Consider the following 26,246-nt stretch of genomic DNA (forward strand, 5'->3'; position numbering starts at 1 on the left):
GCCCCCAGGGCTCCCCCATGTCCTGAAACCGCGTCAATCGCCCTGCTCTGCCCCCTTTCGGTGCGGCGGAGCAGACCCCGGACCGACCTCACTTCACTCGAACACAACGGAGATTCCAGACCATGGACCCCCATTCGGCCTTCCCTTCCCGCGGCCTCGTCCGCCCCTCGGTGGCGGTCTCCCTGATCGGCATCTGTGCCCTGGCGTTGACCGCCTGCGGGTCCTCCGACGCTTCGGAGGGGTCTGACGGTTCGGGCGCGTCCAAGTCCGCGGCGACGACTCAGGTGACAGACGCGACCGGGACGTCGGTGAAGGTGCCCTCGTCACCCCAGCGTGTGGTCGTCCTCAGCGAGATGGACCTGGACGCGGCTCTCGCACTGGGCGTGAAGCCGGTGGGCCTGACCGCCGGCCGCGGCCAGAAGGGCGCTCCCGCCTACCTCGCGGACCGGGCGAAGGACATCCCCGTGGTGGGCGCGGTCACCGGACCGGACATCGAGAAGGTCGTCCAGGCCAAGCCGGACGTGATCCTCGCCGGCCAGCTCGCCGACGAACAGGTCCTCCAGCAGCTGCGCAAGGTCGCGCCCACGGTCGTCACGATCGACGGCACCAAGGACTGGAAGAAGGCGCTCTCGCTCACCGGGAAGACGCTCGGCAAGGGCAACCAGGCCGAGGCGTTCCTCGCCGACTACGACACCCGGGCCACCACCCTCAAGAAGGACCTGGGCGCGGAGGCCGGCAAGAGCGTGTCCGTCGCCCGCTACTCGGCCAAGGGCTCGGCCGTCATGCAGCAGGGCGTTTTCATCAGTGACGTCCTGAAGGACCTCGGCTTCACCCGCCCCGGCATCCAGAACGAGAAGGGCGAGGGCCACTCCACGCCGATCAGCGACGAGAGCCTCAAGGAAATCGACGGGGACTGGCTCTTCATCGGCACCCTCACCTCCACCGGTTCGGACCAGGACCTCGTGGACGAGCTGTCCAAGAAGCCCGCGTACAAGCAGCTCAAGGCCGTGAGCAACGGTCATTCGACCGTGATCGACGGCACCAAGTGGACGAGCTTGGGCGGCGCGCAGGCGGCCGTCTCGGTACTCGACGACATCCGCAAGGCCATGGTCAAGTGAATCCCGCCCCGGAACTCACCGGCCGGCTCGCCCTCGTGACGGGGGCGGGCCGCGGGATCGGCGAGGCCGTGGTGCACGCGCTCGTCGAGCGCGGTGCCCGTGTCCTGGCCACCGACGTCGCCCCCGACGGCGTCAACGCGCTCGCCCGGAAGTACGGCGAGCAGGTCACGGCCCGCACCCTCGACGTCACGGACTCCGCAGCCGTGGAGACACTCGTCGCGGAGGCCGAGGACGCGCTCGGCCCGCTGGACATCGCGGTCAACGTCGCCGGAGTACTGCGATGTTCGGCCGTCGCCGACCTGACGGACGAGGACTGGGCAGCCACCTTCGCCGTCAACACCAACGGGGTGTTCCACGTCTCACGGTCCGTCTCGCGCCGGATGGCCGGCCGTCGAACGGGAAGCATCGTCACCGTCGCGTCCAACGCCGCGGGCATCCCCCGCACGGACATGGCCGCGTACGCGGCCTCGAAGGCCGCCGCCGTCATGTTCACCAAGTGCCTCGGCCTCGAACTGGCGCCCCTGGGAATCCGCTGCAACACCGTCTCACCCGGTTCGACCCTCACCGACATGCAGCGTGGCATGTGGCCGTCCGGCGACGCGCAGGACGAGGAGGCCGCTGCCCGACGGGTCATCGAAGGGGACGGGGCGAGCTATCGCACAGGCATACCCCTCGGCCGGATCGCCGACCCGTCCGACATCGCCGACGCCGTCGCCTTCCTCGTGTCCGACCGCGCGCGCCACATCACCCTGCACGACCTCTACGTAGACGGCGGCGCCACGCTGCGGGCCTGACCCGCCCCGCCCGGCACCGCCTCCACGTGGACGGCGGTGCCACGCCGCGGGCCTGACCCGCCCGCCACCTTCGACAGCGGATCGCAGTCCTCCCCCACTGGAGCCAAGAAGACATGTCTGCCTCACTGCGCGTACCCACCGCCCCGCACCGGGCCGCCCCCCGGACCCCCCCTCCCTCCTCGCCCGGTGCGGCCACCGCACTGCTGGACGCCTACCGGCCCGGCACGGACCGCTTCCTCGCCTCGTCGCGCCGGACCCTGCTCGCATCCGGCGTCGCAGCCGAAGTCCCCGACGACACAAGGCCGTTGACCACCCGTGTACGCGAGGTGCTCGCTGCCCGGCGGCGCGCCGGCGACCCGGCGCCGATCGTCGTGGGCGCACTGCCCTTCACACCGGGCGCCCCCCACTCACTGGCGGTCCCGCAGTCCGTCCGCCGGACATCGGCCCTGTGCGAGGACCCGCTCATCGCGCTCCCCGGCCCTTCGGCCGAGCCGGGCACCTGGCAGACCCGGGAGGTCCCCGAGGCCGGCGCGTACACCGCGGCGGTCGCCGCCGCGGTGCGGCGGATGCGCGCCGGGGAGTTCGACAAGGTCGTCCTCGCCCGCACCCTGGAACTGACCTCCTCGCACGAACTCGACCTGCCGGGCATGCTGCGCCGGCTCGCGCAGCACGACCCGAAGGGCTACACCTTCGCCGTCCCCAGCGGGCCGGGCCGTACCCTGATCGGTGCCAGCCCCGAACTCCTGGTCGCCCGCGCCGGAAACGTACTCACGGCCAATCCACTGGCCGGCTCCGCTCCGCGCAGCGAGGATCTGGCCGAGGACGTGCGGCGCGCGGCCGCGCTGCTGGAGTCTCCCAAGGACCTGCACGAGCACGCCGTGGTCGTCGCCGCCGTGCGGGAGGCTCTCGCCCCGTTCTGCGTGAGCCTCGACGTCCCCGAACGCCCCACGCTCGTACGGACCGCGGCCATGTGGCACCTGTCGACGACCGTCACCGGAACGCTCACGAACCCCGCCACCTCCTCCCTCGACCTCGCTTCGGCGCTGCACCCCACGCCCGCGGTGTGCGGCACCCCGACCGACACGGCTCGCGCCGTCATCGCGGAGTCGGAACCCTTCGACCGCGGCGCCTACACCGGCATGGTCGGCTGGCAGGACGCGGACGGCGACGGCGAATGGGTCGTGACGATCCGCTGTGCCGAGGCCGAGGGCCGCTCGCTGCGACTGTTCGCCGGCGCCGGTGTGGTGGCCGCTTCCTCGCCCGAGGCGGAGACCGCGGAGACCGCTGCCAAGTTCCGCACCTTCCTCAGCGCCGTGGGGGCCACGCTGTGAGCGCCGCCCCGCACGACGACGCCCCCACCTGGCCGGCCGGCTTCGCCGAGCGGTACCGCGCGGCCGGCCACTGGCGCGGCGAGACGTTCACCGGCGTGCTCCGGGCGCGCGCCGCCGCCCACCGCGACCGTGTGGCGGTCGTCGACCCCGCGGACGGGCGCCGCACCCGGACGTACGGCGAACTCGACGAGCGCGCCGGCCGCCTGGCGGCGGGGTTCGCGGCCCGGGGCATCGTCAGGGGCGACCGGGTCGTCGTCCAGCTGCCCAACGTCGCCGAGTTCATCGAGGTCGTCTTCGCCCTCTTCCGGATCGGTGCGCTGCCCGTCTTCGCCCTGCCCGCCCACCGGGAGACGGAGATCGGCTACTTCTGCTCGTTCACCGAGGCCGTCGCCTATGTGATCCCGGACCGGCACGCCGGCTTCGACCACCGTGCGCTGGCGACCACGGTGAAAGCGCGGACTCCCGGACTGAAGCATGTGTTCGTCGTCGGTGACCCGGGTGAGCACACGGCGCTGTCCGACGTGCCGTGCGAGGACTCCGGTCCGATCGACGGGCCGGAGCCGCACGACCTGGCCTTCCTCCAGCTTTCGGGCGGCACGACCGGGGTGCCGAAACTCATTCCGCGCACGCACGACGACTACATCTACTCGCTGCGCGGCTCCAACGAGATCTGCGGCGTCGACGAGGACACCCGCTTCCTCGTGGTGCTGCCGGCCGCGCACAACTTCCCGATGAGTTCACCGGGCTGGCTCGGTGCGCTGTACGCGGGCGGCACGGTCGTCCTGTGTCCGCGACCCGATCCGGCGACGGCCTTCCCGATCGTCGAGCGGGAACGCGTCACGATGACGGGGATGGTGCCGCCGCTCGCCCTGGTGTGGACCGAGGCCGCGCCGGACGCGGAGCAGGACCTGTCCAGTCTGGAGCTGGTCCTCGTCGGAGGTGCCAAGTACAGCGAGGCGGCGGCCCGTCGGCTGGAGCCCGCGCTCGGCTGCCGGCTCATGCAGGTGTTCGGCATGGCCGAGGGCCTCGTCAACTACACCCGGCTGGACGATCTTCCGGAGACCGTGGTCACCACGCAGGGCCGGCCGATCTCCGATGACGACGAGATCCGGATCGTGGACGACGCCGGACAGGACGTCGCCGAGGGGGACTTCGGGCACCTTCTCACCCGCGGCCCGTACACGATCCGCGGCTACTGGCGCGCCCCCGAGCACAACCGGACGGCCTTCACCGAGGACGGCTTCTACCGCACGGGCGACATCGTGCGCCGCACCGCGAACGGCAGTCTCGTGGTCGAGGGACGGGCGAAGGACCAGATCAACCGGGGCGGCGAGAAGGTCGCGCCGGAGGAGATCGAGAACATCATTCTCGCCCACCCCTCCGTGCACGACGTCTCGGTGGTCGGTGTCGCCGACGCGTACCTGGGCGAACGCACGCTCGCGTACGTGATCCTTCGCGACGGCGCCGAACCGATCAAGCCGGTCGCGGTGAAGCGGCACGTGCGCGAGTGCGGAGTCGCCGCGTACAAGGTTCCCGACCTCGTCGAGTTCGTCGATGTCTTCCCGCAGACCGGGATCGGCAAGGTCAGCAAGAACGGACTGCGCTCCGGGTCCTCCCCCGGCTCCCCCAGCTCCGCCTCCGGGTCCTTCCCCGACTCCCCCGACTCCGTCTCCGTCTCCGCTCCTGGCCCGGACTCCGCCTCCCACTCGGGCTCCGCTCCCGCCGAACAGCACCGAGTCCGCTCCGCGCGGCACTGAAAGGCCCTCCCATGGCACTTCCCGCCATCGCCCCCTACCCCCTGCCCCGCGTGGACGAGCTTCCCGTGAACCGGGTCGCCTGGACCGTCGATCCGGCGCGCGCCGTACTGCTCGTCCATGATCTCCAGAACCACTTCCTCGGTGCGTACCGCTCCGGCGAACAGCCGCTGACCGGCATGCTCGACAACACGGCCCGCATCATCGAGGAGTGCCGCGGCGCCGGCATCCCGGTGGTCTACTCGGCGCAGCGCGGCGGCCAGACCGCTGAGGAACGCGGGCTCCAGCTCGACTTCTGGGGCCCCGGCGCGGCCGACGACGCCGAGGCCCTGGCCATGCCGGACTCCGTCGCGCCGGCGGCCGGTGACACGGTGCTCACCAAGTGGAAGTACAGCGCGTTCGTCCGTACCGACCTCGAAGCCCTGATCCGGGAGTCGGGCCGGGACCAGCTGGTGATCACGGGTGTGTACGCCCACATCGGAGTGCTCATGAGCGCCGCGGACGCGTGGATGCGGGACATCCAGGCGTTCGTCGTGGCCGATGCCGTCGCCGACTTCTCGCGCGAGGACCACGACATGGCGCTGCGCTGGGCAGCGGGCCGCTGCGCGGCCGTGACCACCACCGACGCCCTCCTGAAGGAGATCTGAGTACCGTGGCCCTCACCCTGGAGCAGATCCGCAACGATGTCGCCGAGTCCCTGGGCGAGGAAGCCGCGGACATCCCCCTCGACGAGAATCTCCTCGACTACGGCCTCGACTCGGTCCGCATCATGGCGCTGCTCGGACGATGGCGTCGCGACCACGATGTGCGGGCCGACTTCGCCGATCTCGCCGAACAGCCCTCCATCGAGGCCTGGTCCCCGCTGCTGGGGGTCTCATGACGGTCCTGCTCACCGACGCGACCGGCACCACGACGGACGGGCCGGGCACCGAACTGCCGTTGACGGCCGCGCAGTCGGGCATGTGGTTCGCGCAGTCGCTGGATCCGCTCAGTCCGGCGCAGAACACCGCGGAGTGCCTGGAGATCGACGGGCCCCTCGACCCGGAGGTGTTCGCCGCGGCGCTGCGCCGGGTCACCGCCGAGGCGGACGCGCTGCGCGTCCGGGTCGAGGACGGGCCGGAAGGTCCACGCCAGATCGTCGCGGCCTCGGTCGGCCTCCCGTTCACCGTGCACGACCTGCGGGGCGTGCCCGACTCGGACCGGCAGGCAGAGGCGTGGATGCGCGCCGACCTCGCCGAGCCGTGTGATCTGGTGGCCGGACCGTTGTTCCGGCATGCGCTCTTCCGCGTCGGGCAGGAGCGCTGGCTCTGGTACCAGCGGATCCATCACCTCGTCATGGACGGCTTCGGCTACTCGCTGCTCGTCCGGCGCACGGCCGAGATCTACTCGGCACTCGTCCGGGGCGGGGATCCCGGGCCCCGGCCTTTCGGAACGCTCACCGACCTCGTCGCGCAGGATGCCGGCTACCGGGCGTCGGAGGCGTTCGCGGCAGACCGCGCCCACTGGTCCGATGCTTTCGCCGACCGGCCGGAGGTGCCGAGGCTCGCGGGCCGTGGCGCGCTGCCGTCGCGTACGTTCCTGCGCCGCACCGCCCACCTCGGACCGTCGGCCACCGAAAGGGTGCGGGAACTCGCGACGCAGCTCCGGGCGACCTGGCCGGAGGTGCTGATCGCCGCGCAGGCGCTCTACACCTCCCGGGCCACCGCCCGCTCCGAGGTGGTGCTCGGGCTGCCCATGATGGGCCGGGTGGGATCGGTCGCGCTGCGCGTACCGGGCATGGTGATGAACGTGCTCCCCCTGCGGCTGACCGTCACCCCGGGCGCGAGCTTCGCCGACCTGGTGCGCCAGGTCGTGGTGGGCATCCGCACGGTCCGCCGCCATCAGCGCTACCGCTACGAGGACATCCGCCGCGATCTGCGGCTGCTCGCCGAAAGCCGGGGCCTGGTGGGCCCGCTCGTCAATGTGATGCCCTTCGACTACGACGTGGACTTCGCGGGCGCGTCGGCCCGGGCCCGCAATCTGTCCGCGGGCCCGGTCGACGACCTGACCGTCAACATCTACGACCGCGCGGACGGCCACGGGCTGCGCATCGACCACGACGGCAATCCGGCCCTGTACGACGAGGACGCGCTCGCCGCCCATCAGGAGCGCTTCCTGAACCTCGTGGAACAGCTGACCGCGACGGACCCGCACACCGCGCTCGCCGCACACGGCATCACGGTCCCTGCCGAACACGACCTGGTCGTCCAACAGTTCAACCGCACGGAACGCGCACTGCCGCCGACGACGCTGATCGGACCGATCGAGGCGCAGACCGCCCGCACCCCGGACGCGACCGCGCTGGTGTACGAGGGCGTCTCCCTCACGTATGCGGAGCTGAACACCCGCGCCAACCGGCTGGCCCGGCACCTGCGGACGCTCGGCGCCCGGCCGGGTGCCGTGGTGGCGGTGGCGGTCCCGCGCTCGGTGGAACTGATCGTCTCGCTGCTCGCCGTACTGAAGGCGGGAGCCGCCTATCTGCCGCTCGATCCCGAGTACCCGGCGGAGCGGATCACTTACATGCTGCGGGACGCGGCACCCGTCTGTGTCGTCACCGACCGTGCGGACCGCCTCCCCGACGACGCGGCCACGCAGCAGGTCGTCCTGGACGGCCTGGACGTCTCCGGATACCCGTGGTGCGATCCCTCGCGCCCGCTGACGCCCGCACACCCCGCGTACGTCATCTACACCTCAGGATCCACCGGCCGCCCCAAGGGTGTCGTCGTCTCGCACGGCGCGATCGACAACCGGCTTCGCTGGATGCAGGACACCTACGGACTGACGGCGGACGACCGGGTACTGCAGAAGACGCCCTCGTCCTTCGATGTGTCCGTATGGGAGTTCTTCTGGCCGCTGCGCGAAGGTGCGGCGCTGGTCGTCGCGGAGCCGGGCGGTCACAAGGACCCCGGCTATCTGGCCCGGCTGATCCACGAACAGGCAGTCACCACCTGCCACTTCGTGCCCTCGATGCTCCAGGTCTTCCTCGCGGAGGCGGACCCCGGCGCGTGCGCCGGGCTGCGCCGCGTGCTCTGCAGCGGGGAGGCGCTCCCCCGGGAGACCGCGCACGCCTTCGGGCGCGGACTGCCGCATGTGGAGCTGCACAATCTGTACGGGCCGACGGAAGCGGCCGTCGACGTCACCTTCCACGCGTGCGCGACGCACGACACGGGGCCCGTGCCGATCGGGCAGCCCGTGTGGAACACCCGGCTCTATGTGCTCGACGCCGCGCTGCGGCCCTGTCCGCCGGGGGTGCCCGGCGAGCTGTACCTGGCGGGCCGCCAGCTGGCAGACGGCTATCTGAACCGCCCGGAGCTGACCGCCGCCCGGTTCGTCGCCGACCCTTTCGGGGCCCCTGCCCAACGGATGTACCGCACCGGGGATCTGGCGCGCTGGACGAAGCAGGGCGAGGTCGAGTACCTCGGACGTACCGACCACCAGGTCAAGCTGCGCGGGCAGCGCATCGAGCTCGGTGAGATCGAGGCCGCGCTGGCCGCCGTGGCGCGGGTGGACGGGGCCTGTGCCCTGGTGCGTGAGGACCGGCCCGGCGAGCAGCGGCTCGTCGGTTATGTGACGGGAGCCGCCGACCCCTCGACGGTGCGGGCAGCACTGGCCCGCGCGCTTCCGGAGCACATGGTGCCGTCGGCGGTGGTGGCGCTCGACGCCTTCCCCCTGAGCCCCAACGGAAAGCTGGACCGCCGCGAACTGCCCGCCCCGGTCTTCACCGGCGGCGGAAGCGGGCAGCGGGCGATGAGCGCCGGCGAGGAGGCGCTGACGCGGCTGTTCGCGGAGGTGCTCGGGGCCGCTGCGGTGGGCCCCGAGGACGCGTTCTTCGATCTGGGCGGGACCTCACTGCTCGCGGTCCGGCTCGTGGCGCGGGTGCGGGAGGAGTTCGGCACCGAGCTGACGATCGGTTCGCTGTTCGAGGCGTCCACACCTGCCGCGCTCGCCGCCCGGATCGACGACGCCGGAACCGCGTCCGCGGACGCCCTGGACGTCGTCCTGCGACTGCGTGGCGGCAGCGCGCGAACACCGCTGTTCGCCATCCACCCGGCGGGCGGCATCGCCTGGTGCTACGCCGGGCTGTCCGCCCGGCTGGGCTCGGATCAGCCGTTGTACGGCATCCAGTCACGCGGCCTGGTCCGCGACGAACCGCTGCCGCGAACGCTGGAGGACGAGGCCGCCGACTACGTCCTGCGCATCCGCGAGGTGCAGGCGCACGGCCCCTACCGTCTGATGGGCTGGTCGGTGGGCGGGGTCCTCGCGCACACGGTGGCGGTGCTGCTCCAGGAGAGCGGCGAGAAGGTGGAACTCCTGGCGCTGCTCGACTCCTTCCCTGCCGAGCAATGGCGGGAGCGCCCTGCGCCGGAGGAGGGCGACGCCCTCACCGCGGTGCTGCGCATGGCGGGCTTCGAGCGCACCGGCGAACGTACCCGTGAGGACGTGCTCGCCACGCTGCGCCGGGCGGGCAGTCCACTCGCCGGGCTCGAGGACCGGACTCTGTCGAAGATCGTCGACATCGTGCCCAACCATGCCCGCATGATGCGTGAGCATGTGCACCGGGGTTACGACGGCGACCTCTTGTTCTTCACCGCGGCCGCTCCGCGGGCGGAGGACTGGCTCACCCGTGAGGCGTGGCGCGCCCATGTGACGGGCACCGTCGTCAACCACGATCTTGACTGCACGCACCCGCAGTTGCTGCAGGACCGCTTCCTCGACACCATCGCGGCCGTGCTCGCGGACCGGCTGAAGGAACTGGACGCCTGACCGGCACCCCGCCTCCGCCCGCGCAGGTCAGGCGGAGGCGGTGCCCGGTGTCAGCAGGTCCGTCAGACCGTCCGCGAGTTCCGTACGCCAGCAGAGGTAGTCGTGACCGCCGTTGAACTCCCGGTAGGAGGCGTCCTGGTAGCCGGCGGAGGCGAGCGTGCCGCGCAGTCGGCGCGCAGCGGGAAGAGCCACCCACTCCTGCTCACCGAAGGAGAGCCAGAACCGGACCGGCAGGCGCGGGGATTCGGCGATCCGCGCGGTGAGCCACTCCGCTTCCGGGCCGTCCGGCCACCAGAACGAACCCGACTGCGCCAGCACGTTGCCGAACCGGCCGGGCGCGGTGAGCGCCGCGTAGGCGGCGGTGAGTCCGCCCAGGCTCTGTCCGGCGACGACGGTGCGTGCGGGGTCGTCCGTGACCGGCAGACGCGTGGCCGCCCAGGGCAGCAGTTCATCCGTGAGGAACGCGACGAAGTCCGGGCTGCAGGCAAGATCCGACCAGCGCGTGTCCGCGTCGACGGACTCCGGCAGCAGGGCGACGAGCGGGGGGATGCGCCCGTCGGCGATGAGGTTGTCCAGCAGATGGGCGAGACCGAGGTGCGGCTGCCAGTGCTCCCCGTCCAGGACGACGAGCACCGGCAGTTCGGTCGCCCCGTGGGCGCCGGCGGGCCGGTACGTCCATACGCGCCGGCTGCTGCCGAGGTGCTCGGAAAGGACCTCGTGCGCGGACGCCTCTCCCCGGGCGACGTCCGGTCGCGGCAGCCAGTCCCGGGCGCTGGGGGCGGCAGGGAGCTCGGCGTAGGAGACCGGGTCACCACTCCAACGGCGGGGAAGCGAACGGTGGTTGAGTGGATCATGGCGACGCAGGGTGCGCAGCCGGTGCCAGTAGTCGGCCGCTTCGGGGCCGGGGCCCTCGCCCTCGTCGACGTAGAAGTCGTACGTGCCCCGCCAGTCGTGCCGCAGGCGCAGTGTCCAGTGCCAGACATCCGTGCCGGGCACGTGCTCCATCAGGTTGCCCTCGGGGGCCCGCGGGTCACCCAGCTTGTTGGGCAGCACCTGCACAGCGCGGGTGCCGGGCGCGCCGCGCCAGAGGAACGTCACGGCGACGTGGCCGTCGCCGCCCAGCGGGTCCGGCCCGACGAGCGGCGTGCCGGATCCGGCCACCCGGGCCCAGAACTCCTCGGCTTCACCGGGGCCCGGCAGGGCGCACACGGGGTCCATGAGCCGCGTCAGCGGGTCCGGCCGCACCGTCCTGGGCGGTCGCTTCGGGGCGTCCTGGGGCGGTACAGACGTGATCATGAAAAGTGGCTCCGAATGACGAGGCTTTCAACTTAGGGTCACCTTACCTTTCGGCACCACGGGTCCACCACGGACCCGTCGCGGACCCGTCGCCGACTCGTCACGGGCATACACCACCTCGCGACCGCGCGTGGGCCCTCAAGCCATTTCTCACATTCTTAGGTTAGGCTCACCTAACTTGGTGCTCAACGCGGGCTTGCCCCGACGCCGTTGACTTCGCACCCCTGAACCACCCCCTCCCTCACTCTCCGCCTGCCAGGAGCAGCCCGCCATGAACCCCGACAGACCCTCCCGCGCCCCCATGCCCGCGACCGCCTCCCGCGCCAGAATCAGCCGCATGGCCGCGCTGGCAGCCGGTGCGACGCTCGGCCTCGGCGCCCTGGCCGTCCCCCTGGCCACCGCGAGCAGCGGTGGTACGCCGACCGGGAGCGCGCTCGCCCTCGTGGCCGACACGACCGCACCCACGGTCGTCCTGGGCGCGGCCACGGTGAAGCCGGGCGGCGAAGTACCGTTCACCGCTTCCGGATTCCCCGCCGGCGCCACACTCAGTGTCAAGTTCGACGACAAGACGCTCCTGGGGCAGTTCCCCGTCGGCGACGACGGCAGCGTCGCGGGCGCCGTCACCGTGCCGACCGACGCCGCGGTGGGCGGCGAGCACTGGCTGCGGTTCCTGGCGCCACAGACGAGCGTCAGAAGCGAGAACCTGTCGGTGACGGCCGACGCGCCGTCACCGACCCCCACACCCACACCCACACCCACACCCACACCGAAGCCCACACCGAAGCCCACGGCCACCGCGACCCCGCCAACCGCGCAGCCCACGGTCCGGCTGAGTGGTTCCGAGGCCACGGCGGGCGGCAAGGTCTCCTTCACCCTTTCCGGGTTCGTCAAGGGCCAGAGCGTCACGGTCAAGCTGGACGACAGCGAGATCATCGGGCAGTGGACGGGCGCGGTGAGCGCCGCAGGCACGTTCTCCGGCACCGTGACCCTCCCGAAGTCGACTTCGAGCGGGGCGCATTGGCTGCGCTTCCTTGCTCCGAACCCGTCCACGAGCCTGCGCGCCGACTTCTCGGTGAAGGCCGCGGGCACGGGCGGCACGGGCAGCACCGGCGGCTCGGGCACGGGTGGTGGATCCGGCGGGACGACGGACACCAGCGGCACGACGGGCGGCTCCGGCACCGTCGGCGGCTCCGGCACCACGGGCGGCTCCGGGGGCAGCGCCGCAGCGTCCGCCTCGATCACGGCGGGCTCACAGGTCGCCGCCGGCGGCAAGGTCTCCTTCCGGGTGACCGGCTTTCCGGCCGGGGAACAGCTCACCGTCAAGCTCGACGACTCCGAGATCATCGGGCAGTGGCCGGACGGCATCGGTGCCGACGGCACCCTTTCCGGCACCGTGACGATCCCGGCATCGGCGACGAAGGGGGCCCACTGGCTGCGCTTCCTCGCCCCGAATCCGTCGACGAGCGTCCGGGCGGACTTCACTGTCACCACCGGCACTTCCGCAGACTCTTCGGCCACCGGTGGCACCAACGCATCCGGCGCCGCGGCCACCCCGGTACCGGCGGCGTCGGGCGCACCGGCGGCCGCCTCCAACTCCCGTGGCGCCAAGGCCGAGATCACCGCCGGCCAGGTACAGGCGGGCGGCACGCTGCACTTCGCGGTGACCAAGTTCCCGGCCGGCCGGACGGTCACCGTCAAGCTCGACGACGACGCGATCCTGGGCCAGTGGAAGACCGACGCGAAGGGTTCGTACGAGGGTGATGTGACCGTCCCGGCCGGTACCTCGACAGGGGCGCACTGGCTGCGCTTCCTCGCGCCGGAGCCGGCCACCACGCTCAAGGTCGACTTCGAGGTGACCGGAGCGGACGGCACTCCGGGCAGCGCCCCGGCATCGGGCGGCGCCGCACCGGACACCGCACCCCTCACCACCACGGCCGCGTCCCTGGAGAGTTCCGTCTCGTACGCGACCATCGCGTGGTCGGCCGCGGCCGCGGCGGTGGGCGGAGCGGCCGGCGCCGCGGGCACGACTCTGTTCGTGGTCCGCCGTCGGCGCCCCACCGCCGACCAGGGCTGACGCTTCCCGAACACCCCTCACGCCCAGTCGAGTTGTTAGTCAGATCACACACCTGAAAGAGCGTTACTTAGGTAAGGCTAAGCTAAGTTTCAGGAGTACAGATCCTCATTGAACGCACTCAGGAGTTGACCTCAGCATGACCTCACCCACCCGCAGTCCGCGTCGCACCGGAACCTGTGCGGCCATCGCCGTCGTGCTCGCCGCAGGCAGCACCGCGGCACTGACGGGCACCGCGACCGCGCAGAGCCGGCCGACTGCCTCGGCGGTCACCACCGCACCGGTCGCCGCCGGCCTCTACCAGTCCTCCTACTCGGAGCGGAACCACGTCCTGTGGACCACCTCCTCGGTGGGACGGCCCCCGGTGACGAACTCCGCCCTGACGAAGGTGGACCCGCTGACGCTCAAGGTGAAGGCGACCTACACGCCGCCGGTCACCGACGCGGCCACCGGCGCGGTCGAAGCGGTCTACGGGGTGGCGGTCGACGACGAGCACAACACCGTCTGGACCACCAACACCCGTAACAACTCGGTCGCCGTCTACAGCCAGCGCACCGGCAAGCACCTCGCCACGCTTGCGAACGTGGCCCACGCCCGGGAGATCGTCGTCGACGAGCGCCACGACACCGTGTGGGCAAGCTCCTACGGGGACGGCACGCTCGTCGCCTTCGACAGCCGCACCCTCAAGGAGAAGAAGCGCGTCACGGTCGAGGGTTCGGGCCCGGCCGGCCTGGCCCTGGACGAGAAGTCCGGCACCGTCTACGCCGCTGACCTCACCAACGACCAGATCATCCAGGTCACCACGCGCTCCACGACCCCGCGGCTCATCCCCACCGGTGACGGCCCGATCTCCGTCTCCCTGTCCCAGGACGGCCGCACCGCCTACACCGCCAACCAGACCGGCGGGGACGTCTCGGTCGTGGACCTCCGCAAGGGCCTCGTCACCAAGTCCGTGGCCACCGGTGCGGGTCCGCTGTCCGTGGCCACGGACAACCGCTCGGGCAACGTGCTCGTGGTCAACCGCACGGACGCCACCGTCTCGGTCGTCGACCCCGGCAGGGGCAGCGTCGTGGAGACCGTGGCCACCGGCGCCAACCCCAACCACATCGAGGTCGCAGGCGGCTCCGCGTACGTCGTCGACAAGTCCGGCGCGGGCGCCGACGGCAAGGACCAGCTGCACCGCATCCGCCTCGCACGCTGATCCCTCATCACCCTCCGAAGGGGTCCGCCCCACCGTGTCACGCGGTGGGCCGGACCCCTTCGGCGCCATCGGGCCGCACCCCCGGCCCTCAGCCGGCCCTCACCCGGCCAGCAGCGCTTCCAGAGCCACCGCGGTATCCGGGTGTCCACCGACCAGGGCCACGCCTGTCCGGCCGGAACCGGGGCTCTCCCATGTCCCTTCACAGCCCAGCAGAGCTGCCACCGCATCGCAGGTCCCGGGGTGTGCGGCCAGCAGCGTGCACCCACGGGCGGTCTCCCGACGGCCGGCCACCGGCACCTCCGGCTGCACGCGCCACGGCGGTATCCACGTGTCAAGCGCTCCGAGACGGCCGGGGAAGGTCCGTCCGGCCTCGCGGATGAGCAACGGGGCCAGGTCGGCGCCGCCCGCACGCAAGGTGGTGACCAGGGTCGGCAGCCAGGGCAGGAGCACCGGGTCGGGCAGCCGTCCGAACGCCTGCGACACCGCCTCCACCACGAAGTCCGTGAGCCCGGGAACGGGTTCCAGCGCGTGGACCAGACCGCTGAGGTAGCGCGGGTACGCGGGCACCACCAGGGGGTTGCCCAGCAGTTCGTCGCACCGCGACCGCAGCTCCGCACGGGAGAGTTGCCCGAGCTGCACCTGCGCCGCCCACAGCAGCGCCGTCCTCGACGGCTCCCGCGGATGCGACTGGGCCATGGCCAGCTGGAGCTGGGCGCGGTCGCAACCCAGCGACAGGGCCAGGTTCTCCATGCTGAAGAGGAAACCGAGCATCGCCGCCACCTGGCGGACTGTGGCGTCGTCGTCGGTGAACGACATCGGCAGCAGGGTGCAGTAGTGCGCGTACCCGGTCTTGACGAACGACTCGATCCACGGCGGCAGAACCGGCTCGTTGGTGCGGTAGTACGCCAGCAGCCGTCGTACCCGACGCAGCACCTCCGGTGCACCGTCGACGCTGCGTTCGGACGCCAGCACCTCCAGCGCACGGGTGCCCAGCTCGTCGGCCAGGCGGCTGCTGCGCAGGTACAGCGTCGCGTCCTCGACGGCTTCCAGGACACTCGCCGCAGTGGCCTGCGGGGCGTACGCCGTGCGGCGCAGCCGCTGCTCCAGGACCTGCTCGATGCTGACGCCCTCGTAGCCGAGCTCGATGAGGGCCCGCTGGTGGGTGCCGAGCGCCAGGTCCCACGACTCCTGGATCGACCGCTCCCCCAGACTCCGCTCGCCCATGATCGGCCGCGCGACGCCCGGTGGCAGCAGCCGGCGCAGCATCCACAGGACGTCGGAGCACCTGGCCAGCTCCGGCCGGGAGGCGATGTCGAGGAGCGCCCGCTGCACACCGCGCTGTTCGAGCCGCAGATTCAGGGCCGCGAGCCGGTCGTGCACATCACGGGCCAGCGGCGGCAGGGCGTCGTAGCCGACCTGGCCGACCCGGTCGCCGCCCATCATGATTTCCACCAGACGGCGCACATCGCGCCGGCCCGGCACGGTGTCCTTCTCGATGCAGGTGACGGCCGCGTCCTGGAAGTCGTACGGCGTCGGCCTTGCCCGGTCGCGCATGCCGGCCAGCAGGATCGACGTCTCGAACACCGCGATGGCGTCGGCGGTGGAGGCGAGATAGCCGTTGCGGCGGGCGGCGCGCACGATCTCCACGCACCAGCCGAGCAGTTCGGCCTCGTCCAGCCGGTCCAGGACGGGCGGGCGCCGGAGGAATCCGGACAGCTTGTCCGAGGGTTCGGCCGTCGGTCCGGGGACCGGCGCGGCCACGGCCTTCCTGACCCGCGGCTTCTTCCCGCCGGCCTGCCCGGCCAGGCGGTACGGCTCCACGCGGGTGCGCCGGACGTTGTTCGCCCAGACTGTCGCGGCGATCGACACGGACCCGGCGGCGAGACCGAACTGCGCCTCGATCGCCGCGTGGCTGGACGGGATCAGTCCGTGCTGCCACTTCGTGGCGGTGCGCGGGGAGATCTCGAAGGTGTCGCTGCCGTGGACGCCGAACTCCTCGACACGGCTGGCAGCGTGGAAGGCACCGCAGATGTAGAGGCCGTCGGCGGGGTCGGTACCTGTCGCGGCCAGATGGGCGCGCATCCGCGTCCACATGTGGCGTTCGCGGTCCTCGTCCACGCGTACCCGGTGCGGGTCGCCCGGAGCGAGGTGCCGGAAGAGGCTGCCGATCAGGAGCATGACCTGGCGGTAGGTGTCGTGGTCGCCTACGCCGAGGGGGAGCTCCACGTACTGGTGCCACCACTCCGACCAGTGCCGCACCTTGCCGTGACGCAGCAGGTGCTCCTCCAGTTCGGCGAAGCGGGGCCGCAGGTCGCCGATCCCCACGCCGACCGCGTCGCCGTGCAGTGCGGCCTCCTCCTCGGCGGGCGGTGCGTCGGAACCGGGCGATGCCGGGTCGTCATCGAGGTGCTCCGCCCGCGCGTCCCACTGGTAGACGTGATCCGACGAGCGGTCGACGAGGACCAGTTCCACGCCCGGTGTGTCCAGTGCGTAGGCGATCGCCTGGTACTCGGCCGAGGCCTCGGTGATCGGGGCGACCACCGACAGCGGGGCCCATTCGGCCGGGAAGCCGTCGGTCTCCGTCGCGAACGCCTGGACCGCCACGGGGAGTCTGCAGTTGCGCAGCTCGGCCAGGAGCGGAGCCATGTCCTCACACAGCTCCAGGTAGACCACCTTCGGCTGCTTCTCCCGCAGCCGGCGCGCCATCGCGATCGCCGAGGCGGGTGAGTGGTGACAGACGGGAAAGATCTCCAAGGGCTCCCGCACAGCACGGTCCACGTCGTCGACGATGCCGAGGAGGATGCCCTCCAGGGCGTCGGGTCCGTCGGCGAACGTCGCGGCGGCCTCCTGCAACTGCGTGCGCAGCTCCTCGAAGCTCCGCTCGTGCGTGCCGGTCACGACAGGGTGGCGATCGTCTCGCGGCCGCCCTCCAGGAACTCGGGCCAGGATCCGCCCTCTTCCTTGCTGCGGGGTTCGACGACGCCGTGCAGGTACTTGTTGAGAATGGCCAGGTCCTCGGGATCCCGCCGGGCCAGCGAGCCGACGAGCGAGGATGCCAGCGTGCGGGCGGTCAGGTCGCGTTCACCGAAGAAGTTGCCGTGCAGGATCGCGTCCTCCAGCACGCCGATCTGTTCGGCCGTGGACAGGGCCGACTCCAGCTTCTCGTCGTCGCTGCCGGCCGCGGCCGCGGAGGCGCGCAGGTCGGCGAAGCTCTGCAGCAGCACGTCGAGGAGCGTCGGGGGCACGTCGAGCTCGATGCTGTGGCGACGCAGCAGTTCCTCGGTACGGAAGCGGACGATCTCCGCCTCGCTCTTCTTGTTCGTCACCACCGGGATGCGTACGAAGTTGAAGCGGCGCTTGAGCGCCGAGGACAGGTCGTTGACGCCCCGGTCACGGCTGTTGGCCGTGGCGATGACCGAGAAGCCCGGCTTGGCGAAGACGATGTTGTCGCTGTCCAGTTCGGGCACCGAGATGTACTTCTCGGACAGGATCGAGATCAGCGCGTCCTGGACGTCGCTGGTGGAACGGGTCAGTTCCTCGAAGCGGCCGATCGCACCGGCCTCCATCGCCGTCATGATCGGTGAAGGGATCATGGACTCCCGCGACTGTCCCTTGGCGATGACCATGGAGACGTTCCAGGAGTACTTGATGTGGTCCTCGGTGGTGCCGGCCGTGCCCTGCACGACCAGCGTGGAGTTGCGGCAGATCGCGGCGGACAACAGCTCGGCCAGCCAGCTCTTGCCGGTGCCGGGGTCACCGATGAGCAGGAGGCCTCGGTCGGAGGCCAGGGTGACGATGGAGCGCTCGACGAAACTGCGGTCGCCGTACCACTTCTGCGTGATCTCCCGGTCGAGGCCGTCGGCACGCTCGGAGCCCAGGATGAAGAGGCGGACCATCTTCGGCGAGAGCCGCCATGAGAACGGTTTGGGGTTGTCGTCGACGGACTCGAGCCACGCCAGTTCCTCGGCGTACTTGATCTCGGCGGGGGCGCGCAACAGGTCTGACATGAGAGGCCCTTTCTAGGCGAGGAACGTCTTGAGCTCGTGGACGAGCTTGCGGATGTGGCCGGAGAGCACCGGCGTGCCGAGGGCCTTGAAGCGTTCGCGGAACCAGGGGTTGACCTCCTGGCGCCCGGAGCTGGTGACCGACCCGACGGGGATGAACTTCACTCCGGAGCGGTGGACGGCCTCGATGCCCTCGAACAGCGGCTGCGATCGGCCGAACTCGTAGAAGTCGGAGATCCACACCATCACGGTGTCCTTGGGGTCGGTGATCTTCGGGCGGGCCATCGCCATCGCGACGGGACCGTCGTTGCCCCCGCCGAGCTTGGTGCGGAGCAGCGTCTCGAAGGGGTCGTGCACCCAGGGCGTGAGGTCGAGCGCCTGCGTGTCGTACGCGATCAGATGGACGTCCACCTTCGGAAGTCCGGCGAAGACCGATGCCAGGATGGTGCAGTTCACCATCGAGTCGACCATCGAGCCCGACTGGTCCACGACGACGATCAGCCGCTGGGGTGTCGTCTTGCGCGCGGTGTGCCGGTAGTAGAGGCGGTCGACGTACAACCGCTCCTCCTCCGGGCTCCAGTTGGTGAGGTTCTTCCAGATCGTGCGGTCGAGGTCGAGATTGCGGAACACCCTCTTGGGCGGGACGGAGCGGTCCACTGCGCCCACCGTGGACTTCTCCACCTGGGTGCGCAGCACTTCGGCGACCTCGTCGACGAAGCGGCGGATCAGGGCCTTGGCGTTGACCAGGGCGATACCCGAGAGGTTGCTCTTGTCCCGCAGCAGCTGCTCGATCAGCGACATGCTGGGGGTGAGCTGCGCCGCGAGTACGCGGTCGGCCAGCACCTCCCGCAGGTGCATCCGCCGGACGAGGTCGGCTTCGAGGGCGCCGAGCTCCGGCCCGATCGTCGGGATCAGCCGGGCAAGGTCGGGATGCGCACCAGGTCCGGATCCTCCTCCCCCGGTGCGTCCGCCCCGCAGTTCGCCGGGCGCGCAGCCGAGCGCACGCTCCAGCCACCCCGCATCGGACTGCCAGCGCGCCAACTGCCCGGCGGTGACGGTGCCGGAGCCGGAGGCGAAGACGTTGAGGAGCACCTTCGACACCAGTGCCGCCCGCCGCACCTCGGCGGCCCGGTCCCGTACGCCGTCGTCGGGCCCGGGGGCCATCAGGCCGTCGAACTCGTCGGCAAGCTCGGGATGGCGTTGCACGACCGAGTCGACCGAGGCCTGCGGGTCCAGCAGTGCGGACGGCAACCGGAGGTCCTCGACGACGGCGAGGCTCGCCGACTCCAGCGCGGGCTGCTCCTCGGGGTCGAAGAGCCTGGCGAGGAGACGCCAGTACAGGACCTGACGGCGGTTCTCGTGCGGATCGGCCTCGGGCGTGCGCGGAGACGCCGACGGGTCCGGCACGGACGGGTGCGGTTCCTGTAGTGCCTGTGGTGCGGACGGCTCCGGCACGGACGGGTGCGGCGCGCACGGCTCCGACAGGTCGGTCATATGCTCCGTCATTTCCGCAGCAGCCTTCCCGCGCGCTCCCTGAGGACGGCGACGGCGTCGGTGGCGGCCTTCTCGGCCCTGACACCGGCCTTGTCGGTCGTGCCGCCGGCCCAGCCGCCGGCGTGCAGGGCGACGCCCTTCTTCCGCACGGTCGTCTCCACGGCCAGGGGCTGGAGGCGGTAGCGGCCGGCATCCCAGCGGAGCAGAGCGATGCACGCGCCGGACGCGGCGACGGCTTCCGGCGTGAGCGGCCCGGCGGCCGGGATGCGGTCGGTGTCGACCTCCAGCGGGTGGCCGGCCACGGTGAAGGTCAGTGCGCCGTCGTTCTGTTGAACGGCGTATCCCTCCAGGAACACGGGCACGGCGATGCGCGCCGGATGGCGGTCCAGCGGCGCCGTGACCGCTTCGGTGGCGGCGGGCAGGGCGACGCGGGCCGTGACAAAGGCGTCGGCGCTCTCACCCGCACGCGCATGTGCGTCGCGCCAGATCAGGTCACCCTCACCGGTGACCGGCATGGCGTCGAGGTCCATCGAGCGGCCTTCGCCGACGGCTGCCAGAAGGGACATGTGCGGACGGAGCAGCTGCCAGATGCCGGCTCCGACCACCGTGTCGGGCTTCGGCACCGCCATGCCGGCCCGCACCAGCCGGGGTGCGGTGCCGTCGGCGGGCTCGAACACGGCGTGGACCTGAGCCTGTACAGCGGTGGCGTGTTCGTGCAGATCGACGCCGAGGGGCAGGAGCCGGCCGGTGGCCGTGCCCGTCACGGGCACCTCGGCGGCGCCGGGCAGCGTCAGCAGCATCGCCCGGGACCACAGGTCGGCCCAGCGGCGCGTCGGCACGCGTTCCAGCGCCGCACCCGGGCAGGATGCTGCGAGTTCGGCTGCGAATCCGTCGAGCAGGGTCGCGAGCCTGCGCAGAGCGGGGTCCGGGAGCATCGCGGAGACGACGGGCGCCGCCCCCGAGACGACCTCGTGGTCCATTCCCTGCCAGCCGACGCGCGCCAGATCGGAAAGCCAGGAGCGGGCCGCGGCCGACAGATTCACCGCCGGCCGGCTCTCGGCCGCCGGCATCTCCGCCGCGACGCCACGCGCTCTGCCGGTCGCTTCGCCGACGCGGCTCATCAGGGCGTCGTGGACGGAGCCGAGCAGCGCGGTACGGGCCGCGGCGAGGGCGGTGAAGTCGTCCTCGCCCGCCGATCCGTCGGCAGCCCGGCCGGCCGCATCGGCAACCCTCGCGGCCAGTGGTGTACCCGCGACGGCGTGGCCGAACTCGGCGAGGGCCGCGGCCCGGTCGGGCCGGGGACGGAGCAGACCGTCGACGAGCGCCTGGTCGAAGGAGTCGACGGCCGCCAGTGCCTCGTCGAGCCCCGGGACGGTTTCGAGGAGCAGATCCGTGCGCATCACGCCACCGTCCTCGTCGGCGGGAACCACTGCATCTCCGGCAACGGTGCCGCGCTCGGCGCGAGTTCCAGATACGCCAGGTGGCGCAGGAACCGGCTGAAGACGGGGGCTGCGTCCTTGGTGTCCGCCTGCTCGGGGCGGGTACCGCTCATGCCGGCCTCGACATTCGACGCGCTCGGCTGCTCCCCGCTCGCCGTCTCCACCTTCAGGTAGCGGGCCACGCGCTCGGCGCCGTACTGCAGCACCGCCTCGTTGATCAGGGCCCGGATGTGATTGCAGAACGAACCCCGCGCGCCACCGCAGGGCCGGTTGTTGTTGGTGCTGCAGGCGAACGCGTACGTGCCGGACGCGACCGACGAGACGTACACCCGGCCGATGTCCGAACCGCTCGACACCACACCCTGCAGTCGCCCGCCGGCCAGCTCGACGAACGGGACCTTGGCCAGTTTGCGTGGCCGCGCGGGTGCTGTCACCCGTGCCGTGCTCGACCTCTCCCAGTCCGACAACGCACCATCTCCTATGCACCGAGGGGGCGTCCACGCCACAGTGGCGGAACACGACTGAACCTACGTGCGACCACTGACAACGCAGGTCGCTCACGTACTCGGGGCAGGCCGGTTACCTGCTCGGGGCAGGCCGCTCACGTACTCGGGGCAGAACGCGTGGAACACCGCCGCCGCGCCCGGCACCTCCTCGGGCGGTGCGTGACAGCGCGGCAAGCAGGTTCTCCCGACCGGGGCACGGCCGAATTGCGGCCTACCGGACCCGACGGCCTGTATGGACCCTGTCGTGTATGGGGGACAACGAGAATTCCGCCACCGGTCCGGACCGACCCGACGACGCATCGCAGGCGGCCCTCGAAGGTGCCACCGCACCGCCTCCGCCCGCCCCGCCCGAGTGCCCGCACTGCGGCCTCACCCTGGACCGCCGCCCGACCCACTACGACGGGCACTGGGTCTTCCTCGAACCCGGAGTCGTCGTCGCCGCCCACACCGTCCCGCCGCGCCGACGCTGGATCCTCACCCCGGACGGCAGAGCCATGAACCTGTGGGACGCCGAACCGCTGCCCGGCGCTCACTGCCGCATAGCGCACCGCGCCGTCTGCCCCTGCCTTGCCCGCGAGGACGCCCCCTCATGGATCACCGCCCTCCGGCGGAGGAACGACCACCGGGCACAGCGGCTGTTCGACGTCCCGGACACATGGGGCCTGCCCGACGCCGGCTGACGGACGTCCGGCGCATACGGGCGCTGCGCTCACGTCAGCCGGCGGACGAACGGCTTCCGGCCCATCTCCGGCTACGCGCCCCAGGTCATCAGGAAACGACGCCGAAGGGCAGGAGCTGCGGGCGCTTGGCGGTACGTCCGTCGCCCGAGGACCGACCGCGCAGCCGGCGGCCCAGCCAGGGGCCGAGGAAGGCGGCCGCCCACCGCAGTTCGGCCCCTGCGGACCGCAGCCCCTTGGGGAGCACCTGGGGCGGAAGGGGGTGCGTCCAGGCGTCGTCGCTTCCTGGCAGGTCGACGGCCTGGGCGACAGCAGCAGCGATGCGTGCGTGGCCGAGGGGGCTGGTGTGGAGCCGGTCCACGCTCCACAGGCGCGCATCGGTGGCCACCGGGTGCAGGTCGATCTCGGCGACCGCGACCCCGTGGCGGGCCGCCGCGGCACGGATATGGGTGTTGAGGTCCGCCACCCGGGACCTGAGAGGCCGGGCGGCAGGCGCCACCTTTCCCACGTCGGGGAAGGTCAGGGTTGCCACCTGGGCCCCGGCGGCCGTCAGCGCGGCGAACATCTCCTCCAGGTGCCCGACCACCTCCGCGGCGTCGAACCGCGGCCGGAGCACATCGTTGACCCCGGCGACGACGGTGGCCAGGTCGGGGCGCAGGGCCAGCGCAGGGCCCAGCTGCTCCCTGTGTATCTGTCCGGCGACACGCCCTCGGACGGCCAGATTCGCGTACTGAAGACCCGGGTTGGATGCCGCGACATGCTCGGCGAACCGGTCCGCCCAGCCCCGCAGGCCCACGGTGTCGTCCCCGTCACCGATCCCTTCGGTCTGGCTGTCGCCCAACGCGACGTACCGCAGGTACTCACCGCTCGGCATGGATTGCCTGCCTTTCCCGCAGCACGGCCGTGGTCCGCAGGCACCAGTCCCGGTGGCCCTGCTCGAAGGCCACACCGCGCAGACACGTCAGGTACGGCCCGATCCGGTCGCCGTGGCGGAGGAACTCCGCCTCGTCCGCATCCCCGCGCATCTGGCGCAGCAGCTTGTCGAGGAGCCCGATCTTCGCCTCGGCCGCGGACACGCGCTCTTCGAGCTGTTCGATCACCCGCGCGGTGCCGACGCGGTCGGCGGACTGGACCTTGACGAGCAGGTCGTCTCGGATGAACGACGGCTTCGACGGAGTTGCGGCGAATTTCTCCAGCTCGTCACGACCGGCGTCGGTGACGTGGAAGAGACGTTTGTTGGGCCGGGTCTCCTGAACCACCTGCCGCCCGGCGACCAGCCCTTCCTTCTCCAGCCTGGCCAGCTCCGTGTACAACTGCTGGGGCAGGGCATGCCAGAAGTTCGCTACGCCGACGTCGAACGCCTTCGCCAGTTGGTATCCGCTGTACTCGCCGTCCAGCAGCGCCGCCAGCACGGCATGTCGCAAGGCCATCGAAGCAGCCCCTCCTTCTCCTCGCCGGTCAGCCCGGTGGCACCGGCCGCGATGCATCGTACTCAAGGATATGACTAGTCATATCCTTGAGTACTGCGGATGGCACATCACAGCCCGCCGTCGACCTGCCCGCCTACCCGTCCGCCTGCCTGCCCCGCGCGGGAGGTGTCGGCCGTGGTGTGGGTCAGTCCCATTGGTCCTGGTTGATGAAGCGGCTGAAGCCTCGCCAGGAGTTGGGGCCCATCACGCCGTCGATGGGTCCGGTGTAGCCGTGGGCTGCGGCCAGTCGTTGGACCGCTGCCCAGGTGTTGGTTCCGGGTGCGCCGTCGAGGGGTCCGGTGTAGCCCCAGTTCCGCATGTTCGACTGGAGCGCGGCGTAGGTGTTGGGGCCCGGGACGCCGTCGATGGGTCCGGTGTACCCGGACTGGATCCGTAGCCAGTTCTGTGTCCGCTTCCACATCACCGGGCCCGGGACACCGTCCTGCTCCGTCGACGTCTTCGGCAACCCACCACCGGTCGGCGGGTCGGTCGGCTCGGTGAGTTCGAACGCCCAGGAGCGGGCGAGGTTGAGATCGACCGGAGAGGCGCCACCGGCGGACCCCACGGAGGTGTACTGGTGGGCCGCCCAGTCGGGGTAGCGGCCGCCGAGGTCGGGCGCACCGGGCCAGGTGCCGTCGTTCGGCCCCCAGGAGGCTGCCCACAGATGGGCGCCGGCGGCGATCGTGCGGCTCCAGGCGCCGGACCGCAGTGCGCCGGTGCTGATGTAGAACCAGGGAACGTAGCTGCCGACCCGCTCCCGCACGCGGTTGAACCAGGCGGACACATCCGCGTCGTCCCACAGACGGGTCGAGTCGTCCAGCACCTCGACATCCAGCGCGAGTACGTCCCCGACCCGGTAGTCGTGCAGATGGTCCACGAAGTAGTCGGCGGCAGCAGCGGGGGCGAGGAAGTCCCCCGACAACCAGTAGTGGCCCACCCGCAGTCCGGCGGCGCGTGCTCCGTCGACATGACCGGGATAGGAGGACGTGGTGTAGGGGCCCTCGCTGAGCTGGCACCCCCCGGCCTTGGCGATGACGAAGCGCCGGCCCTCCGCAGCCACCCGGGCGTAGTCGATGCCCTGCTGGTAGTTCGAGACGTCCACGCCTTCCAGGTCCGCCGCCTCGGTACGGGCCGGAGCGTCGGCATCCGCGGCACCGGTGGCCAGGACGATTCCGGCCGGGGCCAGAGCCGTCGCCACGGCGCCTCGAATCAACGTTCTCCTACGCATGTCTCCTCCGGTGGGGACGGGATCCCGACGCGGATGCGCCGGGGGTGAACCTGTCATGCGCTTATCAAAATCTATGCGCGTAGGTTACCGTGGCCCCGCACCCCTCTGCCAGGTCAAGTCGCAGCATTCACAAGGGAGTTGGCGTGAGCGAGCACCATGGATCCGAAGACGGCCGGGAGATTCGGCCGCGGCTCGAGATAAGCAGGCGCACCCTACTGCGCAGCTCGGTCACCACACTCGGCCTGGCGGCCGGAGGCGTGCTGTTCTCGGGCAACCCCGCTCAGGCCCTGGACATCTACAACCCGTTCAGCGGCTATCAGATCACCGGCACCTGGCAGGACCACCTCGACAGCGGCTCCCTGGGCGGAATCGACTACGGGATGGGAGTCGGCACCTCACTGCCGGCCGCGGGCGCCGGAGTCATAACAAACATTCCGGACAACGGCACCGGTGGGCACACGGTGACCATCACCCACAGCGACGGGTACCGGACGCAGTACATGCATCTGTCGCAGTTCCTGCTGGCCAACGGCACCTCGGTCGGCAAGGGGGGAATCGTCGGCCGTTCCGGAGGTGCCGTCGGTGCGCCCGGTTCCGGAAGCTCCACCGGGCCGCACGTGCACTGGCATCTGATCACCCCGGGCGGCACCCGCGTCAACCCGCTGAACTACCTCGGGGGCGGTGGTGGGTTGCCGAAGACGTCGACGGAGCAGGACGGTGTCCCGGGCCCGGTGATGTGGAAGCGGACACAGAACTGGCTACGGATCCAGTCCGGGTACACCGGACCCATCGACGGCGTCCCGGGCCCCAACACCTACGCCGCGCTCCAGTCGAACATGCGGAACTGGGGCTACACCGGACCCCTCGACGGCGCACCCGGAACCAACACCTGGGCAGCGGTCCAACGACTTGCCGCAGCCCACGGCTACACCGGACCCATCGACGGCGTGATGGGCCCCAACTCCTGGCGAGGCTTCAGCCGCTTCATCAACCAGGACCAATGGGACTGACCCACACCACGGCCGACACCTCCCGACAAGCGGCAACAGAAAACCCCCGGT

Annotated in this window: 20 protein-coding genes; 11 read left to right on the forward strand and 9 right to left on the reverse strand. The window is 71.2% G+C overall.

Annotation, left to right across the window (positions count from 1 at the left end; genetic code table 11):
- The first annotated feature begins 122 nt into the window (after positions 1 to 122).
- The 7 genes from ACIOEW_RS32720 to ACIOEW_RS32750 all read left to right on the forward strand — a co-directional run bounded on the left by ACIOEW_RS32720 (position 123) and on the right by ACIOEW_RS32750 (position 9,800).
- Positions 123 to 1,118: an iron-siderophore ABC transporter substrate-binding protein gene (locus ACIOEW_RS32720; protein WP_362553607.1), complete on the forward strand. Its 996-nt coding sequence runs from the start codon at positions 123 to 125 to the stop codon at positions 1,116 to 1,118.
- Positions 1,115 to 1,912 carry a 2,3-dihydro-2,3-dihydroxybenzoate dehydrogenase gene (locus ACIOEW_RS32725; RefSeq protein WP_401968279.1) on the forward strand — a complete coding sequence of 266 codons (798 nt, stop codon included), beginning with the start codon at positions 1,115 to 1,117 and terminating at the stop codon, positions 1,910 to 1,912. Before ACIOEW_RS32720 ends, ACIOEW_RS32725 begins: the two co-directional genes overlap by 4 nt.
- Positions 1,913 to 2,025: 113 nt before the next feature.
- The gene (dhbC, locus tag ACIOEW_RS32730) at positions 2,026 to 3,243 is read left to right on the forward strand and encodes an isochorismate synthase DhbC (protein ID WP_401968281.1); all 1,218 of its coding nucleotides are present in this window, start codon (positions 2,026 to 2,028) and stop codon (positions 3,241 to 3,243) included.
- Entirely contained in the window at positions 3,240 to 5,000 is a 1,761-nt protein-coding gene (locus tag ACIOEW_RS32735; protein ID WP_401968283.1) for a (2,3-dihydroxybenzoyl)adenylate synthase, read from the forward strand. Before dhbC ends, ACIOEW_RS32735 begins: the two co-directional genes overlap by 4 nt.
- An 11-nt stretch (positions 5,001 to 5,011) precedes the next feature.
- On the forward strand, positions 5,012 to 5,644 hold the full coding sequence (locus tag ACIOEW_RS32740) for an isochorismatase family protein (RefSeq protein ID WP_401968286.1): 633 nt from the start codon (positions 5,012 to 5,014) through the stop codon (positions 5,642 to 5,644).
- A 5-nt stretch (positions 5,645 to 5,649) separates the two neighbouring features.
- The gene (locus ACIOEW_RS32745; protein ID WP_362553593.1) at positions 5,650 to 5,877 is read left to right on the forward strand and encodes a phosphopantetheine-binding protein; all 228 of its coding nucleotides are present in this window, start codon (positions 5,650 to 5,652) and stop codon (positions 5,875 to 5,877) included.
- Entirely contained in the window at positions 5,874 to 9,800 is a 3,927-nt protein-coding gene (locus ACIOEW_RS32750) for an amino acid adenylation domain-containing protein (protein ID WP_401968288.1), read from the forward strand. Before ACIOEW_RS32745 ends, ACIOEW_RS32750 begins: the two co-directional genes overlap by 4 nt.
- 27 nt (positions 9,801 to 9,827) lie before the next feature.
- Here the strand turns inward: ACIOEW_RS32750 and fes are convergent, their stop codons facing one another.
- Positions 9,828 to 11,096 carry an enterochelin esterase gene (fes, locus tag ACIOEW_RS32755; RefSeq protein ID WP_401968291.1) on the reverse strand — a complete coding sequence of 423 codons (1,269 nt, stop codon included), beginning with the start codon at positions 11,094 to 11,096 and terminating at the stop codon, positions 9,828 to 9,830.
- 271 nt (positions 11,097 to 11,367) lie between these two features.
- Between fes and ACIOEW_RS32760 the strand changes: the two genes are divergently transcribed.
- Together ACIOEW_RS32760 and ACIOEW_RS32765 are read left to right on the forward strand one after the other, a co-directional pair.
- On the forward strand, positions 11,368 to 13,170 hold the full coding sequence (locus ACIOEW_RS32760) for a hypothetical protein (RefSeq protein ID WP_401968294.1): 1,803 nt from the start codon (positions 11,368 to 11,370) through the stop codon (positions 13,168 to 13,170).
- Positions 13,171 to 13,306: 136 nt separating this feature from the next.
- The gene (locus ACIOEW_RS32765) at positions 13,307 to 14,368 is read left to right on the forward strand and encodes a YncE family protein (protein ID WP_401968297.1); all 1,062 of its coding nucleotides are present in this window, start codon (positions 13,307 to 13,309) and stop codon (positions 14,366 to 14,368) included.
- A gap of 99 nt (positions 14,369 to 14,467) precedes the next feature.
- Here the strand turns inward: ACIOEW_RS32765 and ACIOEW_RS32770 are convergent, their stop codons facing one another.
- Genes ACIOEW_RS32770 through ACIOEW_RS32790 form a run of 5 tightly spaced genes read right to left on the reverse strand, consistent with a single transcriptional unit; the run spans position 14,468 to position 21,739 of the window.
- Complete coding sequence (locus ACIOEW_RS32770) at positions 14,468 to 17,266, reverse strand: hypothetical protein (protein WP_401968299.1); 2,799 nt, start codon at positions 17,264 to 17,266, stop codon at positions 14,468 to 14,470.
- Positions 17,263 to 18,375, reverse strand: a complete 1,113-nt coding sequence (locus ACIOEW_RS32775; protein WP_351001216.1) for an AAA family ATPase — start codon at positions 18,373 to 18,375, stop codon at positions 17,263 to 17,265. The genes ACIOEW_RS32770 and ACIOEW_RS32775 overlap by 4 nt, the downstream gene beginning before the upstream one ends.
- 12 nt (positions 18,376 to 18,387) lie before the next feature.
- The gene (locus ACIOEW_RS32780; protein ID WP_401968302.1) at positions 18,388 to 19,878 is read right to left on the reverse strand and encodes a VWA domain-containing protein; all 1,491 of its coding nucleotides are present in this window, start codon (positions 19,876 to 19,878) and stop codon (positions 18,388 to 18,390) included.
- Positions 19,875 to 21,266: a hypothetical protein gene (locus ACIOEW_RS32785; RefSeq protein ID WP_401968482.1), complete on the reverse strand. Its 1,392-nt coding sequence runs from the start codon at positions 21,264 to 21,266 to the stop codon at positions 19,875 to 19,877. The genes ACIOEW_RS32780 and ACIOEW_RS32785 overlap by 4 nt, the downstream gene beginning before the upstream one ends.
- Positions 21,266 to 21,739, reverse strand: a complete 474-nt coding sequence (locus tag ACIOEW_RS32790; RefSeq protein WP_401968305.1) for a hypothetical protein — start codon at positions 21,737 to 21,739, stop codon at positions 21,266 to 21,268. The genes ACIOEW_RS32785 and ACIOEW_RS32790 overlap by 1 nt, the downstream gene beginning before the upstream one ends.
- 320 nt (positions 21,740 to 22,059) lie before the next feature.
- Between ACIOEW_RS32790 and ACIOEW_RS32795 the strand changes: the two genes are divergently transcribed.
- Positions 22,060 to 22,491, forward strand: a complete 432-nt coding sequence (locus tag ACIOEW_RS32795; RefSeq protein WP_401968308.1) for a DUF6083 domain-containing protein — start codon at positions 22,060 to 22,062, stop codon at positions 22,489 to 22,491.
- Positions 22,492 to 22,579: 88 nt separating this feature from the next.
- Here the strand turns inward: ACIOEW_RS32795 and ACIOEW_RS32800 are convergent, their stop codons facing one another.
- The 3 genes from ACIOEW_RS32800 to ACIOEW_RS32810 all read right to left on the reverse strand — a co-directional run bounded on the left by ACIOEW_RS32800 (position 22,580) and on the right by ACIOEW_RS32810 (position 25,185).
- Positions 22,580 to 23,362, reverse strand: coding sequence for an SGNH/GDSL hydrolase family protein (locus ACIOEW_RS32800; RefSeq protein ID WP_401968311.1), 783 nt, complete (start codon positions 23,360 to 23,362; stop codon positions 22,580 to 22,582).
- Complete coding sequence (locus ACIOEW_RS32805; RefSeq protein WP_401968314.1) at positions 23,349 to 23,918, reverse strand: PadR family transcriptional regulator; 570 nt, start codon at positions 23,916 to 23,918, stop codon at positions 23,349 to 23,351. Before ACIOEW_RS32805 ends, ACIOEW_RS32800 begins: the two co-directional genes overlap by 14 nt.
- A gap of 184 nt (positions 23,919 to 24,102) precedes the next feature.
- Positions 24,103 to 25,185, reverse strand: coding sequence for a glycoside hydrolase family 25 protein (locus tag ACIOEW_RS32810; RefSeq protein ID WP_401968317.1), 1,083 nt, complete (start codon positions 25,183 to 25,185; stop codon positions 24,103 to 24,105).
- A gap of 143 nt (positions 25,186 to 25,328) precedes the next feature.
- On the opposite strand from ACIOEW_RS32810, the gene ACIOEW_RS32815 reads away from it, so the two are divergent.
- On the forward strand, positions 25,329 to 26,195 hold the full coding sequence (locus ACIOEW_RS32815) for a M23 family metallopeptidase (RefSeq protein WP_401968320.1): 867 nt from the start codon (positions 25,329 to 25,331) through the stop codon (positions 26,193 to 26,195).
- Positions 26,196 to 26,246 lie beyond the last annotated feature (51 nt).

The organism is Streptomyces sp. NPDC087901 (assembly GCF_044742205.1).
Classification (GTDB): Bacteria; Actinomycetota; Actinomycetes; order Streptomycetales; family Streptomycetaceae; genus Streptomyces.